15 protein-coding genes are annotated in these 19,318 nt (G+C 30.5%); all 15 read right to left on the minus strand.

From position 1 onward, the window contains the following. Nucleotides 1–199 precede the first annotated feature (199 nt). Complete coding sequence (locus B3086_RS08095) at nt 200–1,669, minus strand: PLP-dependent aminotransferase family protein (RefSeq protein WP_346848070.1); 1,470 nt, start codon at nt 1,667–1,669, stop codon at nt 200–202. 137 nt (nt 1,670–1,806) lie between these two features. Then, nucleotides 1,807–2,265 (minus strand): hypothetical protein, encoded by a 459-nt coding sequence (locus B3086_RS08100; RefSeq protein ID WP_346848069.1) that lies wholly within the window; start codon nt 2,263–2,265, stop codon nt 1,807–1,809. A gap of 271 nt (nt 2,266–2,536) precedes the next feature. Further along, entirely contained in the window at nt 2,537–3,715 is a 1,179-nt protein-coding gene (locus B3086_RS08105; RefSeq protein ID WP_346848068.1) for an O-antigen ligase family protein, read from the minus strand. Nucleotides 3,716–4,245: 530 nt separating this feature from the next. Then, entirely contained in the window at nt 4,246–5,490 is a 1,245-nt protein-coding gene (purD, locus tag B3086_RS08110) for a phosphoribosylamine--glycine ligase (protein WP_346848067.1), read from the minus strand. A 30-nt stretch (nt 5,491–5,520) separates the two neighbouring features. Next, nucleotides 5,521–7,038 (minus strand): bifunctional phosphoribosylaminoimidazolecarboxamide formyltransferase/IMP cyclohydrolase, encoded by a 1,518-nt coding sequence (purH, locus tag B3086_RS08115; protein ID WP_346848219.1) that lies wholly within the window; start codon nt 7,036–7,038, stop codon nt 5,521–5,523. A gap of 4 nt (nt 7,039–7,042) precedes the next feature. After that, nucleotides 7,043–7,657, minus strand: coding sequence for a phosphoribosylglycinamide formyltransferase (purN, locus tag B3086_RS08120; RefSeq protein ID WP_346848066.1), 615 nt, complete (start codon nt 7,655–7,657; stop codon nt 7,043–7,045). Continuing rightward, entirely contained in the window at nt 7,645–8,643 is a 999-nt protein-coding gene (purM, locus tag B3086_RS08125; RefSeq protein ID WP_346848065.1) for a phosphoribosylformylglycinamidine cyclo-ligase, read from the minus strand. Before purM ends, purN begins: the two co-directional genes overlap by 13 nt. Nucleotides 8,644–8,659: 16 nt before the next feature. Then, the gene (purF, locus tag B3086_RS08130) at nt 8,660–10,084 is read right to left on the minus strand and encodes an amidophosphoribosyltransferase (RefSeq protein ID WP_346848064.1); all 1,425 of its coding nucleotides are present in this window, start codon (nt 10,082–10,084) and stop codon (nt 8,660–8,662) included. 39 nt (nt 10,085–10,123) lie between these two features. Beyond that, entirely contained in the window at nt 10,124–10,825 is a 702-nt protein-coding gene (purC, locus tag B3086_RS08135) for a phosphoribosylaminoimidazolesuccinocarboxamide synthase (RefSeq protein WP_035132920.1), read from the minus strand. Further along, complete coding sequence (purE, locus tag B3086_RS08140; protein WP_346848063.1) at nt 10,825–11,304, minus strand: 5-(carboxyamino)imidazole ribonucleotide mutase; 480 nt, start codon at nt 11,302–11,304, stop codon at nt 10,825–10,827. Before purE ends, purC begins: the two co-directional genes overlap by 1 nt. 26 nt (nt 11,305–11,330) lie before the next feature. Beyond that, the gene (locus B3086_RS08145) at nt 11,331–15,101 is read right to left on the minus strand and encodes a phosphoribosylformylglycinamidine synthase (RefSeq protein ID WP_346848062.1); all 3,771 of its coding nucleotides are present in this window, start codon (nt 15,099–15,101) and stop codon (nt 11,331–11,333) included. 257 nt (nt 15,102–15,358) lie between these two features. Continuing rightward, the gene (locus B3086_RS08150) at nt 15,359–16,306 is read right to left on the minus strand and encodes an ROK family protein (protein ID WP_346848061.1); all 948 of its coding nucleotides are present in this window, start codon (nt 16,304–16,306) and stop codon (nt 15,359–15,361) included. A gap of 95 nt (nt 16,307–16,401) precedes the next feature. Next, on the minus strand, nt 16,402–17,160 hold the full coding sequence (locus B3086_RS08155; protein WP_346848060.1) for a YdcF family protein: 759 nt from the start codon (nt 17,158–17,160) through the stop codon (nt 16,402–16,404). Next, a complete protein-coding gene (locus B3086_RS08160; RefSeq protein WP_346848218.1) occupies nt 17,153–17,608 on the minus strand; it encodes a VanZ family protein in 456 nt (151 codons plus the stop codon). Before B3086_RS08160 ends, B3086_RS08155 begins: the two co-directional genes overlap by 8 nt. Nucleotides 17,609–17,629: 21 nt before the next feature. After that, a complete protein-coding gene (locus B3086_RS08165) occupies nt 17,630–19,027 on the minus strand; it encodes a Sapep family Mn(2+)-dependent dipeptidase (RefSeq protein ID WP_346878793.1) in 1,398 nt (465 codons plus the stop codon). Nucleotides 19,028–19,318: the final 291 nt, after the last annotated feature.

The following is a 19,318-nucleotide window of genomic DNA, read 5'->3' on the forward strand; positions in this document are numbered from 1 at the left end:
TAATTTAAATTAGTTTTATTTAACAGCTGCTATCTTGTTTATATTATAAGAAAATTCACTCAATACTTCTCCATCCATATTAATTAAAATAAACCCAACCAAAAACTACTCATAACACAACCATATAATTATGTTATGAGTAATTAAACAAATACAATTCTAAATTTAGTTGATTGCTTAATCGCTCTAAACAGAGTTCTTACCTTCTAACTAATTCTTTAATAAGCAATGATAGTTTTAATAAACCTTCCTCTAGCTCTTCTATAGGTGCATATGAAAAAGATATTCTCAAAGAATTGTTAAAATTAGCATCATATATATATCCAGGATACAATAAAATTCCCATTTTACATGCTTCATCAAAAAGCTTATACATACCTATTTTATACTTTAAAGTAATCCAAACATAATAACCCCCTGAGGGTATTTCCCAAGTAGCTATATCCTTGAAGTATCTATTTAAAGCATTTATTGTTACATCTCTTCTTATAGTTAATTGACTTCTTATCTCTTTTAAATGATTTTCATACAACCCCGTTTCTAGCCACTTACCCACAGTAAGTTGTGATAAAGAGCTAGAACCATAATCAGTTTGCATCTTTATATCACCTAATCGTTCAATTACTGGTTCTGGTCCCACAATCCACCCAATTCTTAATCCTGGACATAATGTCTTTGATACACTCCCTACATATAATACCAATCCATTAGTGTCTATACTCTTAATAGGGTCCGGTGGTGGAGCGTCAATCCAAAGCTCCCTATATACATCATCTTCAATAATAGGTAACTTCTCTTTCTGACAAACCTTTATCAACTCTTTTCTTCTTTTTTCTGACATGACTATAGAAGTAGGATTTTGAAAATTTGGTATAGTATATAGTATAGATGGAACATGTTTTTTTATGTAATCTGGAATTAAATTAGCCATAACTCCTTCATTATCCATAGGTATCCCACTTCTTCTCATATCTAATGACTGAAATATTTGAAGTGAGTACATATAAGAAGGATTTTCTAACAATACAGTAGAACCCTTTTGCAATAATCCCATAGAAATTAGCTGCATTGCTTGCAAAGCTCCAGAAACAATAAGTATAGAACCTGGTGATGCATATATGCCAATTGTCTTTAAATAATTACTTACTTGCTGCCTAAGATACATAGTTCCACTGGGACTTTCATATCCTAAATTATCCATATCCCTTGCTACTTCATTTAATATTATTTTCATATCTTCTTTTGGAAATAATTCTGATGATGGTTCTCCAGTGCTCAATCGTATATAATCTTCTCTAAACTCAAGGGTATTGATTTTCTTAATAGTCTTAACATTAGGGATATGAATGCCTTCATCAATATAGGACTTCCAATCTGGTTGTATATTAGATAATAAAGGTGATACATTATTTACTATTTTAGTTCCACCCTTTCCCTTACCCTCTAAGATTCCTTCTGCCTTTAACTCATCTATAGCTGAAACAATAGTACTTCTATTTACATTAAAAATTTTAGCTAATTCTCGTTGCGTAGGAATCATGAATCCGACTTGCCATTCTCCTCCATTTATTTTCTCCTTAAAGTACTCTACAATTTGAATATATAGAGGCTTATTTATGTTTTTATCCGGCTTCCAATCTATATTTATTATATTTATCTCTCCCTTCAAGATAATAATATACTATTAAATATATTTGCTTATCTATTTAATATATTAACCTAAATATTTCTTCTTTTATAGTCCTTTATAAAAATAGAGCTTAATTATCAGATGATAACTAAGCTCTTATAAATTTAATTTTTCTATTAGGATTGCATTTCTATCTCTTTCTCCTCTAAGTAAGTACATATGGCTCTGAAATCATCTATCCAATGAATTTTTGCAAGTTCTCGCAAATCTAGAATTATACCTGTACTTTTATGTTTGATATACTCCATATTATAGATTTCCGTTTCTACAAAATTATTTATATAACTATATATACATGGAACAAATTTATCCCAATTCTGTTCAAAATATTTAGTTTTTGCATAACATAATCTATTTATATGAAATATTATCCCTATAGGCGTACTCTTCGTGGCTAGTTTATGACTAAAATATTCTTGATTAGGGTATTTTGGCTCTACTCTTTCCCAATATAAGTTTTCATTGGGATGTAAATTGAATTTATCAATTATTTTGCACTTTTCTTCCCCCAACTCTTCTCTCATCAACTTTTCTCTAATAGGCTGTTCCAGCTCTTTTAAATACTTTAGATTCATAATGTAATGCCCCCTATTAAAACCTTGTTATAAATTTCTTAATTTCATTTTATTGCTTTATATAGCAATTTACCAATACTAATTATTGATAAGTATAATAATACTTATTGGTAATATTAATACAACAATATAAATTAATCTATTATACTAATTACATATATAATTTTAATAAATGAAAATCCTGTACTTAGCCTTTACTTAAGCTCTAATATATAAAAAAAGCTTTTATGAGAATAAACTTCTTCATAAAAGCTTTTACAAAACTTAATAACTATACAGCTATACTTCTTCTTTTTGAAAACACACTAACACTTTCTTTTGCTAGAGCCGTGACTATAGATGATGATCCAATAAATAGTATTCCTATTTGTGGAGTTATTATTGTAAAATCAATTACTCCATGAACTAAAACAACTACCTGTATTGCCATAAGTAAAGCTACACTACTATATCCAGATTTATAAAGATATATTAAATCTTTATAGATATTTGCTCTTATATATAAGTAAATTAAAAGTCCGATTACTCCTAAAGAAGTTAATAATGATAGCCATATATTATGAGAATGATTAATAACAGAACTATATCTTGAATATTCATTACCATGCTCTATAGTTCCTAACATTCCCCAACCAATCAATGGTTTCTCATCTATCATCTTTAAAGATCCTAACCATATTTCTTCTCTAGTGTCAAAAGACCTCTCCATCTGATGACCAGTAATCTCTTGAGAAATATCAGATACTTTTGGAGGAGTAAAACCTACTATACCTATAACTAATAAAATAGATATAACAATTATTATATCACTCTTATTTCTTTTTACTTTCAATAGTAATAGGGAAACTAATCCAAATATTAATCCAATAAAAACCCCTCTTGAGCCAGTTAAACAAAGATTTATTAAAAATAGAGCTGTAGCACTATAATATGCCAACTTCACCTTAACACTTTTACTATTAGAAGCATAGTATATGGCCATTATCATCATAATAGCAAACCAATCTCCAGCTATGTTCGGATTTCCAAAAGTACTAAAAATTCTATGATTAGTTGAAACCTCCAATGGTACACCTAAAAATTTTTTCCACAGTTCCATTGGGAAATATGCAAAAGTAACCTTTTCTATAATTCCAACAATTCCCGAAAAAATTGAAAACTTAATTAAATAATTACATATTATTTCCAATTTTTCTTCTGTCTTGCAATAGTTTTGTAATACTACACTTATAGTAAAATATAAGAAAAAAACTATTGAAACAGCGGCAGACATAATACTTTTATTAAGAAGTCCAGCTAATAGAGACCAAAGAAACAAAAGAACCAATCCCATATTCCAACTATTTTTCTGTATTTCCTCTCTCATCTTTATAACTCTATAAGTAGTATATACTCCGGTAAATAATGCAGTATATGGAGACATAATAATTAATAATATTAAATTAAACATAATCTTCACCTTTATTTTTCTATTCTTCCATATATAATATGTTATTATCATCATGGAAATTATTTTATAGTTTTACATAATAATGTGTTCTTAAAATCCTCTATATATATCTTACACATTTTTACTAATTTTGTTAATACTTTTTACATATTTTGGTATATATTTTTTAACACATAAATTTTTAACACATAAATATACACATTGATTATAATACATTATGTACGAATTTATTTCAACATAAAAAACATATTGTAATAAATTCGTAAGAACTTCCTCACTGTATATTATAGGATTTAAAGTTACTTCATATACCTTAAATTAATAAAATTATACCCTTTTCTCTTTTCTTTAACTATTTTACAATCAAGACTACTCTATAAACTAGATTTTAAATAAATGTAGATTTACTTATGAAAACCATTTTATGAAATTTTCACAAAGCCTATAAATATATAATATAGTGAGTATATAAATAAAAATGCTAAGGAGTAGCTATATTCCACCTCCTTAGCATTTTCTTATTTCAGTATTTATTTACCTATATCTTTTCTATAATACATTCCATTAAAATTTACTTGTAATATCCCTTTATAAGCCTTTTCTCTTGCCTCTTCTAGATTATCTCCAAGAGCTGTAACTCCTAAAACTCTACCACCATTAGTAATTAATTTATTATATATGGAATCAGCTCCAGCAATAAATACCTTTTCACTACAACTATCAACACCTGTAATTAACTCACCTTTTTCATATCTCCCCGGATATCCTTTCGAAGAGCCTATAACACAACAAGCTGTCTTATTTTTAAACTTAACTATATCATCACTAAGTTTTCCTTCTATTGCAGCTTCAATTATATCAATAAAATAACTCTCCATAAGAGGTAACACCACCTGTGTTTCTGGATCACCCATTCTAACATTATACTCTAAAAGATATACTCCTTTTTCGCAAATCATCAATCCAAAGAATATTATTCCTATATAGTCTAGATTTTCTTCCTGTATCCCCTTAAGCGTTGGCTTTAAAATATCCTCTTTAAAGGCTTTTAAAACACTTTCATTACAGTATGGGTTTGGAGCCACAGTTCCCATTCCACCTGTATTAGGTCCCTTATTATCCTCAAATATAGTTTTATGATCCTTAGATGATATAAATGGAATTATAGTATTTCCATCCGTAATACTTAATATTGAAGCTTCTACACCTGGTAAGAATTCTTCAATTATAATTTCCTTACCTGCTCCTCCAAAAGTATCATTAACCATGAAATCATTAATGGCTAAAATTCCTTCTTCCTTAGTTTCAGCTATAACAACGCCCTTACCTGCAGCAAGTCCATCAGCTTTTATAACTATTGGATATTCAGCCTTTTCCAAATACTCTAAAGCCTTCTTTGAATCTCTAAAAGCTTCATAAGCTGCAGTTTTAACTCCATATTTTTTCATAAATTCCTTAGCAAAGGTTTTGCTTCCTTCAAGAGTTGCTGCTTTCTTACTAGGTCCAAATATTTTTAGATTGTGACTTTTAAATAAATCTACTATACCATTACATAGGTATACTTCTGGTCCAACTACAGTTAAATCTATAGAGTTTTCTAAAGCAAAGTTTAGAAGTTTATCATTGTCTGTTAAATTAATATTTTCACATTTATGTTCCATAGAAGTACCACCATTTCCTGGAGCACAATATATCTTTGAAACCTTATCACTCTCACCGAGCTTCCATGCTATAGCATGTTCTCTTCCACCATTTCCTATGACTAAAATTTTCATAAAATCACCTCCAGTTTAACTTATAGGATACTAATGTTTAAAATGTCTCATTCCTGATAAAATCATAGGTATGCCATACTCATTGCATGCCTCAATACTCTCATTGTCTCTCATAGATCCACCTGGCTGAATTATTCCTTTTATATTATGTTTACTAGCTTCATCTACACAATCTCTAAATGGGAAGAACCCATCAGAAGCAAGGATTACTCCATCTCCAGCTCTATCTATAGCTTGAGTTGTAGCCCAAATTCTATTAACTTGTCCACCAGCTATTCCCTTGGCCATACCATCCTTAACTACTACTATAGCATTGGACTTTACATATTTACAAACCTTCATTCCAAATATCATATCACTCATATGTTCCTTTGAAGGGTTTGCTTCTGTAACTACTTTTAATTCCTCGTAAAGCTTTCTATCTACATCTTGTACTAATATACCTCCATCTACAGAAACAACTTCTTTTTTATCACTTGGTTTACTCATACATTTTATAACTCTTAGATTTTTCTTTGTTTTAAGTACTTCTAAAGCTTCTTCTTCGAACTCAGGCGCAATAACAATTTCTAAGAAAGTTTTTTTCATTTCTTCTGCTGCCTCTTTAGTTACTTTAGTATTAATAGCTACTATACCTCCAAAAATTGAAACATTATCACAACTATATGCTTTACTATAAGCGTCTAAAGCAGAATCACCCACCGCAACTCCGCATGGTGTATTATGTTTTAAAGCACAACAGGTAATTTCTTCAAATTCATTTACTACTTTCCAAGCTATATCCATATCCTTTATATTATTGTAAGAAAGTGCCTTACCATTTAATATTACAATATTATTAAGCATTCCAGTTTTATTTGTGTTAGTAAATACAGAAGCTTCTTGATGAGGATTTTCTCCATATCTTAAATCTTCCATTTTTTCATAAGATAAGGATAAATACTTATTTGAATGCTTATCCTTATTCTCCATGTGGTTTAATAAGTATTCACATATTGCACTATCATAGGCTGTGGTTAAGTTAAATACCTTCATAGCAAGATATTTACGAGTTTCAAAGGAAACTTCTCCACTTTCCTTCATTTCCTCCATAACTATTTTATAATCTTCTACATCACTTATTACTACCACATCTTTAAAGTTTTTAGCAGCACTTCTAAGCATTGTTGGACCACCTATATCTATAAATTCTACTGTTTCTTCAAAGGTTAATCCCTCATTAGCTTTTTCAAAGAAAGGATATAGATTAACACAAACTAAATCTATAGTATCTATTTCTCTTTCTTTTAAAGTTTTCATGTGCTCCTCATTATCTCTAATAGCAAGGATACCTCCATGAACTACAGGGTGTAGTGTTTTTACTCTTCCATCTAACATTTCTGCTGCCTTTGTAACTTCTGCTACTTCTTTAACTTCTATGTTATTTTTCTTTAAAAGACTATAGGTACCACCAGTAGATATAACTTCTATCCCATGCTCTACTAAGAATTTTGTAAACTCTACAATTCCATTCTTATCATAAACACTTATTAAAGCTCTTTTCATAATTCCATTACTCCTTTATAATAACTTTTCTATCCTCTATAAAAAGCTTATGCTCACTCATAAGCTTTATAGCTAATGGCAAAGCTTTATATTCTTCTTCTAATATTCTTTTTTGTAGCTTTTCTGGAGTGTCATCTGATTTTACATTTACTACATTCTGGATAATTATAGCTCCTGTATCTGTATTTTCATCTACAAAATGTACTGTACATCCACTAACTTTTACACCATAATCTATTGCAGCTTCATGAACTTTAATTCCATACATTCCTTTTCCACAAAAGCTTGGAATAAGTGAAGGATGAATATTAATTATTTTCTCTTTAAAACCATCTACTAAAGGAGATGATATAATTGATAAATATCCCGCAAGAACAATTAAATCCACCTTATCATTTAATACTTCATAAATTTTATTGCTTAGCTCTTTCTTATATATCTTTCTATCTAAGACTAAAGTATCAATATTGTGTGCTCTAGCTCTTTCTATTCCATAGGTTCCTTCTCTATCACTTATGACATACTTAATATTTACATCTTTTAAATATCCATTTTTAATGTTATCAATGATAGACTGGAGATTAGTTCCTCCACCCGAAACTAATACTGCTATATTAAGCAAACTCCTCCACCTCCAGTTTGTACTTTACCTATTTCATAAGCTTCTTCTCCAAGAGCTTTAAGTTCATTAATCACATCATTTTTAACAGAGCTATCTACCGCAAGAACCATACCTATTCCCATGTTAAATGTATTAAACATATGATACTCGTCTACGCCTTTATTAATTAAATATTGGAATATAGGTTGTCTTGGGAAAGAATCCTTTTTTATCTCTGCTGTAAAGTTATCTTTAAACATTCTTGGTACATTTTCATAAAATCCACCGCCAGTTATATGTGACATTCCATGGATATCAAATTTCTTCATAAGTGCTAATACGGGCTTAACATATATCTTTGTTGGTTCTAATAGAATTTCTCCTATAGTTCTTCCTTCAAGGACTTCATCATAATTCTCAACAACTTTTCTTACAAGGGAATAGCCATTACTGTGTACACCAGAAGAAGTTATGCCTATAAGTGCATCCCCTTCTTTAATTTTACTTCCATCTATAATTTCATCTTCATCTACAATACCAACAGCAAATCCTGCAAGATCATAATCTCCTAAATTATACATTCCTGGCATTTCTGCTGTTTCTCCTCCAATAAGTGAAGCATAACTTTGTAGACATCCTTCACTAACACCTTTTACAATATCACTAGCTATTAGAGAATCTAATTTTCCACAAGCAATATAATCTAGGAAAAATAAAGGCTTAGCACCATGACATAGAATATCATTAACACACATAGCTACACAGTCTATCCCTACTGTATCAAATTTTTTAAGCTTGATTGCAATTTCAATCTTAGTCCCTACTCCATCAGTACCTGAAACTAGTACAGGTTTTTTATATCCTTCCGGTAGTTTTACCATTCCAGCAAAACTTCCAATCCCATTTAAAACTGATGAAGTTAAAGTTCTTGCTGTATATTCTTTCATAAGTTTTACCGCTTTATAACCTTCTTCTATATTAACCCCTGCATCTTTATATGTTATCATTCTATATCACTCCTTACTAAAATTTAACTGGTGCTGATATTGGATACTCTCCATCAAAACATCCACAACAAAATCCATGGTCACTATCAAGACATTCTAATAAGTTTTCTTTTGAAAGATAGACTAGACTATCTGCTCCAATAACTTCCCCTATTTCTTTTTCATTCATTTTCTCACCTATAAGCTGACTTCTGTAAGGTATATCTATACCATAATAACAAGGATATTTAACCATAGGAGAGCAAACTCTAAAATGAACTTCTGAAGCCCCAGCTTCCTTAAGCATAGTTACCAATCTCTTACTTGTGGTTCCACGTACTATAGAATCATCTATTAAAACCACTCTTTTACCAAAAACATTTTCTTTTATCACATTAAGCTTTACATTTACAGAAGCTTCTCTCTCTTCTTGCGTTGGGGCTATAAAAGTTCTTCCAATGTACTTATTCTTAATAAGTGCCATATCTATAGGTATACCTGATGCCTTAGCATATCCCATTGCAGCTGACATTCCTGAATCTGGTACCCCAACTACTATATCAGCTTCCACAGGTGCCACTTCATAAAGCTTAATTCCTGCTTTATATCTAGAATTATTAACACTAATTCCATCTATAACACTATCCGGTCTTGCAAAATATATATATTCAAAAGAACAGGTGGCAAGCTTAGATTTTTCACCAAACTTTATGGATTTTACACCTTCTTCATTAATTACAACTACTTCACCAGGCTCAACATCTCTTATAAATTCAGCACCTGTGGCATTAAGTGCACAACTTTCTGATGCTAATACATAACTTTCATTTATTTTACCAAGGCATAGCGGTCTAATTCCATAAGGATCTCTTACTCCTATTAACTCATTTTCAGTTAATATTATAATAGCAAAGGAACCTTTTATTGCTTGCATAGAATCAATTACACTTTGAAGTATACCTTTCTTAGCACCTCTAGAAATAAGGTTTATAATTACCTCAGTATCAGTAGATGTTTGAAACATACACCCTGATTCTTCTAAAAGTTCTTTAATGATATCAGCATTAGTTAAATTTCCATTGTGAGCTATAGCAATGTTTCCTAGCTTAAATTTTCCCATAAGTGGTTGAGCATTTTTTAATGAACTTCCACCTGCTGTAGAATATCTTACATGCCCAATTGCACCATATCCCTTTAATTCCTTTAGGGTTTTCTTACTAAATATTTCAGATACAAGACCCATATCCTTATGGCAATTCATATCGCTTCCATCAAAAGTTGCTATTCCTGCACTTTCTTGGCCTCTATGTTGAAGGGCATAAAGACCATAATATGTCCTTTTTGCCACATCTAAATTATCCTTTTTACTATATATACCATATACCCCACACTCATCATGAAATTTATCTTCATCATAACACTCATATCCATCGTAACTAGAAGCCTTAAACTTAAAATCCATTACTGTTTCCTCCTAAATAATACTCTTGCCAATGATTAATTACTTAATTCTTTCAAGCACCTTTGTATATCCTTCTACTAAATCTCCTAGTTCTCTTCTAAATCTATCTTTATCAAGCTTTTCTCCTGTTTTAAGATCCCATAATCTACATGTATCTGGAGAAACTTCGTCTGCTAGTAATATTTGTCCATTAAGTTTTCCAAATTCCAATTTAAAATCTACTAATTTTATATCTTGATTCAAGAAAAATTCAGTAAGTATTTTATTTACTTTAGAAGCTTGGTCATATATATAATCTAGTTCCTCTTTTGTAACTATTCCTAATGCCATAGCATGATAGTCATTCATTAAAGGGTCTCCTAAATCATCATTTTTATAACTAATTTCAAGTACTGTATTCTTAAGCTCTGTACCCTCTTCAACCCCATATCTCTTAGCCATACTTCCAGCAGCTATATTTCTAACTATAACTTCTAGTGGAATTATATCTACCTTCTTACATATTTGTTCTCTATCACTAATTTTTTCAACAAAGTGAGTCTTTATTCCTTTTTCTTTTAACATTTCAAAGATTATGGAACTGATAGTATTATTTAGTATTCCCTTTGAAGCTATTGATGCCTTCTTCTCACCATTAAAAGCTGTTGCATCATCCTTGTAGTAAACAAGTACTTCATCTTCCTTTTCAGTTTTAAATATTCTCTTTGCTTTTCCTTCATAAATAAAATTTTTCATATCCATTATAATTCTACCCCCGCTTCATTTTCCTTTATAAAATTTTCTTTCATATTTTTTCTATATTCCTTTAATTTATCTTTAATTTCTGGGTACTTTACTGAAAGCATTTGTACTGCCATCATTCCACCGTTATAACTATTATTTATTCCTACAGTAGCCACTGGAATTGATTTTGGCATCTGTACTATTGAATAAAGAGAGTCCACGCCATTTATAGCTGCATTTATTGGAACCCCTATTACTGGTATAATAGTTTTTGAAGCTATAACTCCTGGAAGATGAGCTGCTAGCCCTGCTCCAGCTATAATTGCTTCACAGCCTTCTTCCTCTAGCTTTTTTAAAACTTCTGTTAATTTTTCTGGCACCCTATGAGCTGACAACACATGAGCTTGGAAAGGGATATTAAATTCTCTTAAGCATTTCGCTGCACCTCTCATTACCTCTGTGTCTGATTTACTTCCAAATATAATTGCTACCTTCATTTAATTCTCCTCCACATCTACAAATCTTATTTAAAATACTTAACTCCACTCTGGAAGATTTTCATATCATGTTCACCTAATACATTTTTAATAACACCATTTCCTACTCTCTCGCTATGAGCCATCTTTCCAAATACTCTTCCATCTATACTTGTGATTCCTTCAATTGCATATATAGATCCATTTGGATTAAAGTTTATATCATAGGTTGGATTACAGCTATTATCTACATACTGAGTTGCAACCTGACCATTTTTAAATAATTCTCTTACCACATTTTCATTAGCAACAAATCTTCCTTCACCATGAGAAATTGGAACTTTATAAATTTCACCTTCATTACACTCACTAAGCCATGGTGATTTATTACTCACTATTTTAGTATTTACCATTGTACTTTGGTGACTTCCAATTAAATTATGGGTTAAAGTTGGGCTATCTTCAGCAATATCTCTTATTTCTCCATAAGGTACAAGTCCTAGTTTTATAAGAGCTTGGAATCCATTGCAAATTCCTAGCATCAAGCCATCTCTATTGTTTAATAACTCCATAACAGCATTATTAACTCTTTCATTTCTAAATATGGCATTTATAAACTTACCTGAACCATCTGGCTCATCTCCCGCTGAAAATCCTCCAGGTAACATAATTATTTGAGATTCTTTTATACTTTTCTCCATATTCAATATAGATTGCCCTATATGTTCAGGAGATAAATTATTAAATATAACAGTTTCAACCAATGCTCCTGCTTTTAAGAAAGCCCTCTCACAATCATATTCACAGTTTGTTCCAGGAAAAATCGGAATAAGTACCTTAGGTTTTGCAATCTTAATCATTGGTGATACTTTTAAATTTTCATCTCTTTTGCTTCTATCAAATAAAATTTCGTCCTTCATTTCAAGATGATTTATTCTATCTTTTCCGTAGTTTTTATTGAAAATTTCTTCAAGGCCATCTTCATATGAACTAGCTAACTTATTTAAGTTAATTTTTTCATTTACTCTTACTATTGCATGTTCTTCTATTGTATCTCCAAGATAAATTATGTTTTCATTATCCATATTAAAATTCTGGTTAACTTCTAGTATGATAGATCCATACCCAAATCCTTGAAGCTGCTCCATAGATACTTTCTCATTTAACTCAATACCTATATTATTTCCAAAGCACATTTTAGAAATAGCTTCTAAAGCACCACCATAATTTATACTTCCACTTGCTAAAATTTTTCTTGACTTTATTAGTTCACTTACCAATCTATAGTTATTATTTAACACTTTAAAATCTGGAGTAAAATCTTCCTTTATAGGCGCATTTATAACTATAACTTTACTTCCAACTTTCTTAAAGTCATTACTTATTGTATTGTCTATGTTTCCTGTAGTCACAGCAAAACTTATTAATGTAGGTGGAACCTTTATGTCTTTAAATGTTCCAGACATACTATCCTTGCCACCTATTGCTGCTATTTCTAAATTGTGCTGTGCATATAGTCCACCAAGTAATGCTGCAAATGGTTTTCCCCACTTTTTAGGGTCATCTCCTAACTTTTCAAAATACTCTTGGAAAGAAAGGTAAGTTCCATTTATATCTCCACCTAAAGCTACTAGTTTAGTAATACTCTCTACCACTGCATATAATGCTCCATGGAAGGGACTCCATTTCGAAATTTTAGGATTATAACCATGCGCCATTAAAGCTGTAGTAGTAGTCTCTCCATTTTCCACTGGTATCTTAAATACCATCCCATCCACTTGAGTTCTTTGAGTTTCTCCTCCATATGGCATTAATACTGTATTTCCTCCTATGGTGGAGTCAAATATATTCATAAGACCCCTTTGTGACATCACATTTAAGTCCTTAGACAATTCTTCAAAGGCTTCCTTTAGTGATAACTTAATATTTTTCTTGTTAAAGTAGTTATCTTCTTCTTTGGGTGCAGTAACCTGAACCTTACCATAAGTACTAACACCGTTTGTATCTAAGAAATCTCTCTTTAGATTAACTATTTCTGTTCCTTGCCATGTAATAATCATGGATTTTTCTTCAGTTACCATTGCCACTACTGTAGCTTCTAAATTTTCTTCCTCACAAAGAGTTATAAATTTCTTTACATCTTTTTGTGAAACCACTACAGCCATTCTTTCTTGTGACTCTGATATAGCTAATTCAGTTCCATCTAAACCTTCATATTTTTTCTTAACTTTATCTAAGTTAATTTTAATTCCATCAGCAAGTTCTCCAATTGCTACAGAAACTCCACCAGCGCCAAAATCATTACATCTCTTTATCAATGTTGTAACTTCATTTTTTCTAAATAATCTCTGGATTTTTCTCTCTGTAGGTGCATTCCCCTTTTGAACTTCTGAACTACAGTTGTCAATGGATTTTTCATTGTGCTCCTTAGATGATCCTGAGGCTCCACCAATTCCATCTCTTCCTGTTCTTCCTCCAAGTAATATTACTACATCTCCTGGAGTTGGTACTTCTCTAATAACATTTTTTGCAGGAGCTGCTCCAAGCACTGCTCCCACTTCCATTCTCTTAGCTACATACCCTTCATCATAAATTTCTCTTACATATCCTGTAGCAAGTCCAATTTGATTTCCATAGCTACTATATCCTTTTGCTGCTTCCTTCGTAATCTTTCTTTGCGGAAGCTTCCCTACTAAAGTTTCCTTTATGGCTTTTCTTGGGTCTCCAGAACCAGTAATTCTCATAGCTCCAAATACATAACTTCTACCTGATAGTGGATCTCTTATAGCTCCTCCAAGACAAGTTGAGGCGCCTCCAAAAGGTTCAATTTCTGTTGGATGATTATGCGTTTCGTTTTTAAACATTAGAAGATACTTTTCTAGCTTACCATTAACATCCACATCGATAACTATACTACATGCATTTATCTCTTCAGATTGATCTAATTTTTCAAGTTTTCCATCTTTTCTTAGCTTCTTCATAGCTATAACTGCCATATCCATCAAAGTTATTGGCTTTTCTCTATCTTTATATACTTCTCTTCTGTAGTTCTTATATACTTCGAACCCTTTTTTAACAGGCTCTATATACTTTCCTTCCTCAAAATCTACATCTGTTAATACTCTTTGAAAAGTAGTATGTCTACAGTGATCTGACCAATAAGTATCTAATACTTTTATTTCTGTAATTGTAGGATTTCTATCTTCTCTTTTAAAGTAATTTCTTATAAGAACTATATCTCCAATACTTAAAGATAACCCTTTTTCCTTTAAAAAATTCTGCAATTCACTTTCATTCATATTTATAAATCCATCTATTATCTCTACCTCTGATGGCAATTGTTGATCTTCCATTATAATTTCTTTTTTCTTTAGTGAACTTTCCTTAGAATCTACAGAATTTATATAATAACTCTTTATTTTTTTAATTTCTTCTTTGGTAACCTCTCCATATAAAGCTATTACTTTCGCTGTCTTAACTTGTGGAGCTTCCTTTTGTGTAATTAGTTGAATACATTGAGCTGCTGAATCAGCCCTTTGATCATACTGGCCTTCATGGTATTCAACTACAAAGTAATTACTTCCTTCTAAATCTATATTTTCCTCATATATATTATCGGTATTCTTTTCACTTAATACCGTATATTTTATTGCTTCCAACTCTTCATTTGTAATACCACAAATATCATATTTATTTATTAACCTTATATCATTTATGCTTTTTATTGATAATAAGTTTTTAACTTCTCTTAATAATTCTTGTGCATCCTTATTAAATTCTGATTTTTTTTCAACATAAATGGTGAATATTTTATTCATTTAACGTATCCCCCTTTAATATATACGAACATTATATAATATAATACATTTATTATTCGTCTTTATTTATATAATAATACAAACTTCAAAAAAAATAAACCTTTATTTGAAAATTTCATATTTTTTTTATATGTGCTATACATATAATTCAATTTTAGATTTTTTCGAAATATTTTATGGATAAATTGTGAATGAAATTAAAAGCACCTATGGAATACTATTTATATCCATAAATGCTTTTATTATATATATATTTTTTATCTATATTTACACAGAGAAGCTGCTCCTATAATACCACCATCATTTCCAATGCCAGATAATAAAATTTTCCCTACATCCATACCTTTATAATAAGTTATTTGAGATACTTTTTCCCTTAACATAGAAATAAAATACTCTCCTGCAGCTGATAAACCACCTCCTATTACAAAAACTTCAGGATCTACTATAGAAATAATATTCATAATTCCTATAGCTAAATAATTTGTCATTCTACCAATTACTTTACAAGCTACCTTGTCTCCTGCCTTAGCTTGGTCAAATATAACTTTTCCATCAATACTATTTAAATTACCTTTAACTTCAGTCATAATAGCTGAATCATTTCCTTCTTCAATCAGTTTTCTTGCATGCTTTATTATAGCTGTAGATGAGGAAAAGGTTTCTAAACATCCATTTCTCCCACAATTGCAATCATAATAATTTTCTCCCACTATCATATGCCCAATTTCAGAGCCTATTCCGTGGAACCCATCATATACATGTCCATTAATTATTATGCCTCCACCAATACCGGTTCCTAAGGTTAGTAAAACTCCCGTATGATAGCCTTTCATAGCTCCAACTACCAATTCAGCTACTCCAGCTACAGTAGCATCATTACCTACGAAAACCGGAATACTTAATTTCTCCTCAATAGCACTCTTGATATCTACATTATTCCACCTGAGATTTACACAATCAATTATGATTTGGCTTTTAGGATCCACTATTCCAGGTATACCTATTCCTATACCCTGTATATGAGATTTAGGTATATTATTAACATTTATAGTCTTAGAAATCAATGCTATTATATCTTCAATAATGTCATTGAATCCGTTTTCCCTTTTAGTAGGAATTGAATCTTTGTATATTAACTTATTATCACTATCCACAATACCAATTCCTACGTTAGTTCCCCCTAAATCTATTCCTATATACATATAAATCGCCTCCTATAGATCCTAATATACATATTATTAAATTAATTACGTTAATATTTTTCAATAATAAAATCAACATACAGTACTGTTTAACTTTATTTTATATAATGATAAATTAACTCCTTTACATAAGCAAAACTTTCTCTCACATAAAAATTCAATGATGTAATTATTTCATTTTTAGCACTATAACAATATATCTTTAATCCCGTATTAATTCCTATGTACTTAGCTCTAAACATGTGGAATCTATTGGTTATTAAGGTAACACTTATATTGTCCTTTTCTTTACTTTTATTCTCCATTATTACTTTTGAAAACTTAAAATTCTCATAGGTATTAGTAGACTTTTCTTCCATTATGATATTATTCTCATCTACTCCATTACTTACTAAATATCTCTTCATAGCAAGAGCTTCAGTGATATCCTCATCTTTACCCATGCCGCCACTAACTATAATAGGTATATTATCATGGATTTTATTATATTCTATAGCTTTATCTAGTCTAAAACGTAAAGATTTAGATATTTGTTCCTTATTTATTCCAGCTCCTAATACTAAAACATAATCTGTAATACGGTCATCCTCAATAGTGCCAGTATATATAATTAATCCTTCTAATACACAAAAAAATATAAGACCTATAGAAACAATTACAGTTAATACTTTTCCTGAGGAATTTTCTGTAAGGTTATTTTTTAAAATCCAATGAGTTATATAACTCAATATAGCTACTATTAGCCAGAACCCTGCAAAGGCTATATGGAAGTTAAATATCTTTAAAATACAATAATATATAATAGCAAACCATCCTATGTACACAAACATATGGTATAATTTAAACTTATTCATAAAATTGTCCTCTTTTCACTATTTTTATATGGGTAGCCATATAATTTACTATAAAGAATGTAACTACACCACTAAAATCAATTAGTACATCTCTTACTTCAGAGCTCCTACCTATAATAAAACTCTGCAAAAACTCATCGCTTAAAGCCACTAATATACAAGATAATAGAATAAAAGAGTTATTTTTCTTTTTATTGAAAACTCCACAGGTGATTGTAACTAAACCACCCAAAATGAAATATTCTGTAAAATGAGCTCCCTTCCTAACTATCACAGTCAATACTTCCCCCTTAGATTCATCTAATTTTAAAGTACTTAATATAACATTTACTATTTTAGAGCTAGAACTTGAAGATTCCACCGCCGGTTGAGATGACATATAAAATATAAAGCTAATCCAGAAAATAGTTATAAGCAATAGTATGTTTTTTTTCTTAATATCCTCCACCCCTTTCAACAATTTTAAATTTTATTTCAATAGTTCATATATAGCCATAGCATATATTTCTACTAAATCCATAAATTCATCCAAAGTAATAAATTCATCAACTCCATAATCTAACCCCTTATTTTTAGGAAGTATAGGTCCAAAGGATACCAGGTTACTCAAGACTCTTGCATAGGTTCCTTTTGAACTTACGTAAGGCTGTGATTCTTCATCACCAGTAACTTCTCTATAAGCCTTCATAAGTTTTTTTACTACAAAGCTATCCTTAGAAAAGGAAACTGACCTTAGGTGACTTAGATTTTTTATTTCAAGAGAAGAATACTTAAAACCATCTTTAACTAATTCTAATACATCACTATATACATATGATATAGGATAGTTGATATTAACCTTTATATCAACTCTATCACTAGTTAAATTTATGGTGCTCACATTAAAAGTAAAGTTACCAGAATCTTCATCTTGTAATTTACAATTTATTTTTTCTCCATTGTATGAAGTAGAAATTAATCTATTATATTCATGAACAAATTCTCTTTTATCAATAAATTCCTCAAAATTCTCAAGAAACTTAAGTCCATAGGATATGGCATTTACTCCTTTATCCGGGTTGTTACTATCAGCTTCCTTACCTATAAATTCTATATTCATAAGTTTATTTTGACTTATAGTTTTATATTTTATGTTTTGAAGTTTTGAAAACCTTTTTAGCTCCGTTTCAATTTTATCTTTAAATATATCTTCACAACTAAGTATAATACTAATTTTAGACGGTACAGTATCTATACTTTGTCCTCCAACTATTTGTACTATATTGATAGGCGCATCAAAGCCACCTGAAAATTCCATATGAAGATCAAAATTCATTATACCCTTTTCTCCATATATAACAGGAAATACACCGTCTGGGGTAAACCCTATATCTGGAGCTACTTCATATTCCTTATAATAATTTATGCTTTTTATTCCAGTCTCCTTATCCGCCCCCACAATCATTCTAATTTTTTTTCCTTCTGGAATTAAATCTTCATCCTTTAAGAATTTCATAGCGTATAGACAAGCTATTAAAGGTGCCTTTGCCTTTACAATACCTCGTCCATATATCTTACCATCATAAATTTCTCCTGAAAATGGGGGTTTTGTCCACCCTGCTCCTTCTTCGTTCACATCTACATGACATAAAACACCAATTGTATAATCACCACATCCAGCATCTACTTGACCACAGTATCCGCAAAAGCTTTGACTTTTAAATCCCATATCTTTAGCTTTGTCTAACACAAACCTAAGACTCTTGTGAACTTCTTCCCCGAAAGGCATATTAGGCTTTTTATGAGAAGCTACACTTCTTATTTTTACTAATTCTATCAAATCTTTTATAATCTGCTCTTTATTTTCATCTATATGTTCCTTAAACATAAATAACTTTAGAAGTTTGTACCAATAAGTACTGTACTTACTAAAGTTCACCTCCTTATATTTGAAAAACTTTTATACCTTAAATAAACTGATTTCTTAGCTTCTCCGAAGCTTAGAAATCGTTATCCAGGGACATACCAACTCTTAACTCTCACTTTTAAAAAGAGGGAGTACTAGAACTGGTAGTCATCGGATAAATCCATTGTAAACTTATTCATTCCATTAATGAATTGTGTTAGTAATTTGTCGTTATATATATCCTATTAAATTCATTATTCATATTTATTTATA

The sequence above is a fragment of the Clostridium sp. UBA871 genome, assembly GCF_002295255.1.
Classification (GTDB): Bacteria; Bacillota; Clostridia; order Clostridiales; family Clostridiaceae; genus Clostridium_J; species Clostridium_J sulfidigenes.

Bases quoted from the DNA above. Each gene is read 5' to 3' on its own strand.
- purC (WP_035132920.1), bottom strand. From the start codon at position 10,825: ATGGATATGAAAAATTTTATTTATGAAGGAAAAGCAAAGAGAATATTT.
- purF (WP_346848064.1), bottom strand. From the start codon at position 10,084: ATGGATTTTAAGTTTAAGGCTTCTAGTTACGATGGATATGAGTGTTAT.
- B3086_RS08105 (WP_346848068.1), bottom strand. From the start codon at position 3,715: ATGTTTAATTTAATATTATTAATTATTATGTCTCCATATACTGCATTA.
- B3086_RS08100 (WP_346848069.1), bottom strand. From the start codon at position 2,265: ATGAATCTAAAGTATTTAAAAGAGCTGGAACAGCCTATTAGAGAAAAG.
- B3086_RS08150 (WP_346848061.1), bottom strand. From the start codon at position 16,306: ATGTATATAGGAATAGATTTAGGGGGAACTAACGTAGGAATTGGTATT.
- B3086_RS08165 (WP_346878793.1), bottom strand. From the start codon at position 19,027: ATGTTTAAGGAACATATAGATGAAAATAAAGAGCAGATTATAAAAGAT.
- B3086_RS08145 (WP_346848062.1), bottom strand. From the start codon at position 15,101: ATGAATAAAATATTCACCATTTATGTTGAAAAAAAATCAGAATTTAAT.
- B3086_RS08155 (WP_346848060.1), bottom strand. From the start codon at position 17,160: ATGAATAAGTTTAAATTATACCATATGTTTGTGTACATAGGATGGTTT.
- purE (WP_346848063.1), bottom strand. From the start codon at position 11,304: ATGAAGGTAGCAATTATATTTGGAAGTAAATCAGACACAGAGGTAATG.
- purM (WP_346848065.1), bottom strand. From the start codon at position 8,643: ATGATAACATATAAAGATGCAGGGGTTAATATAGAAGAAGGTTATAAA.
- purD (WP_346848067.1), bottom strand. From the start codon at position 5,490: ATGAAAATTTTAGTCATAGGAAATGGTGGAAGAGAACATGCTATAGCA.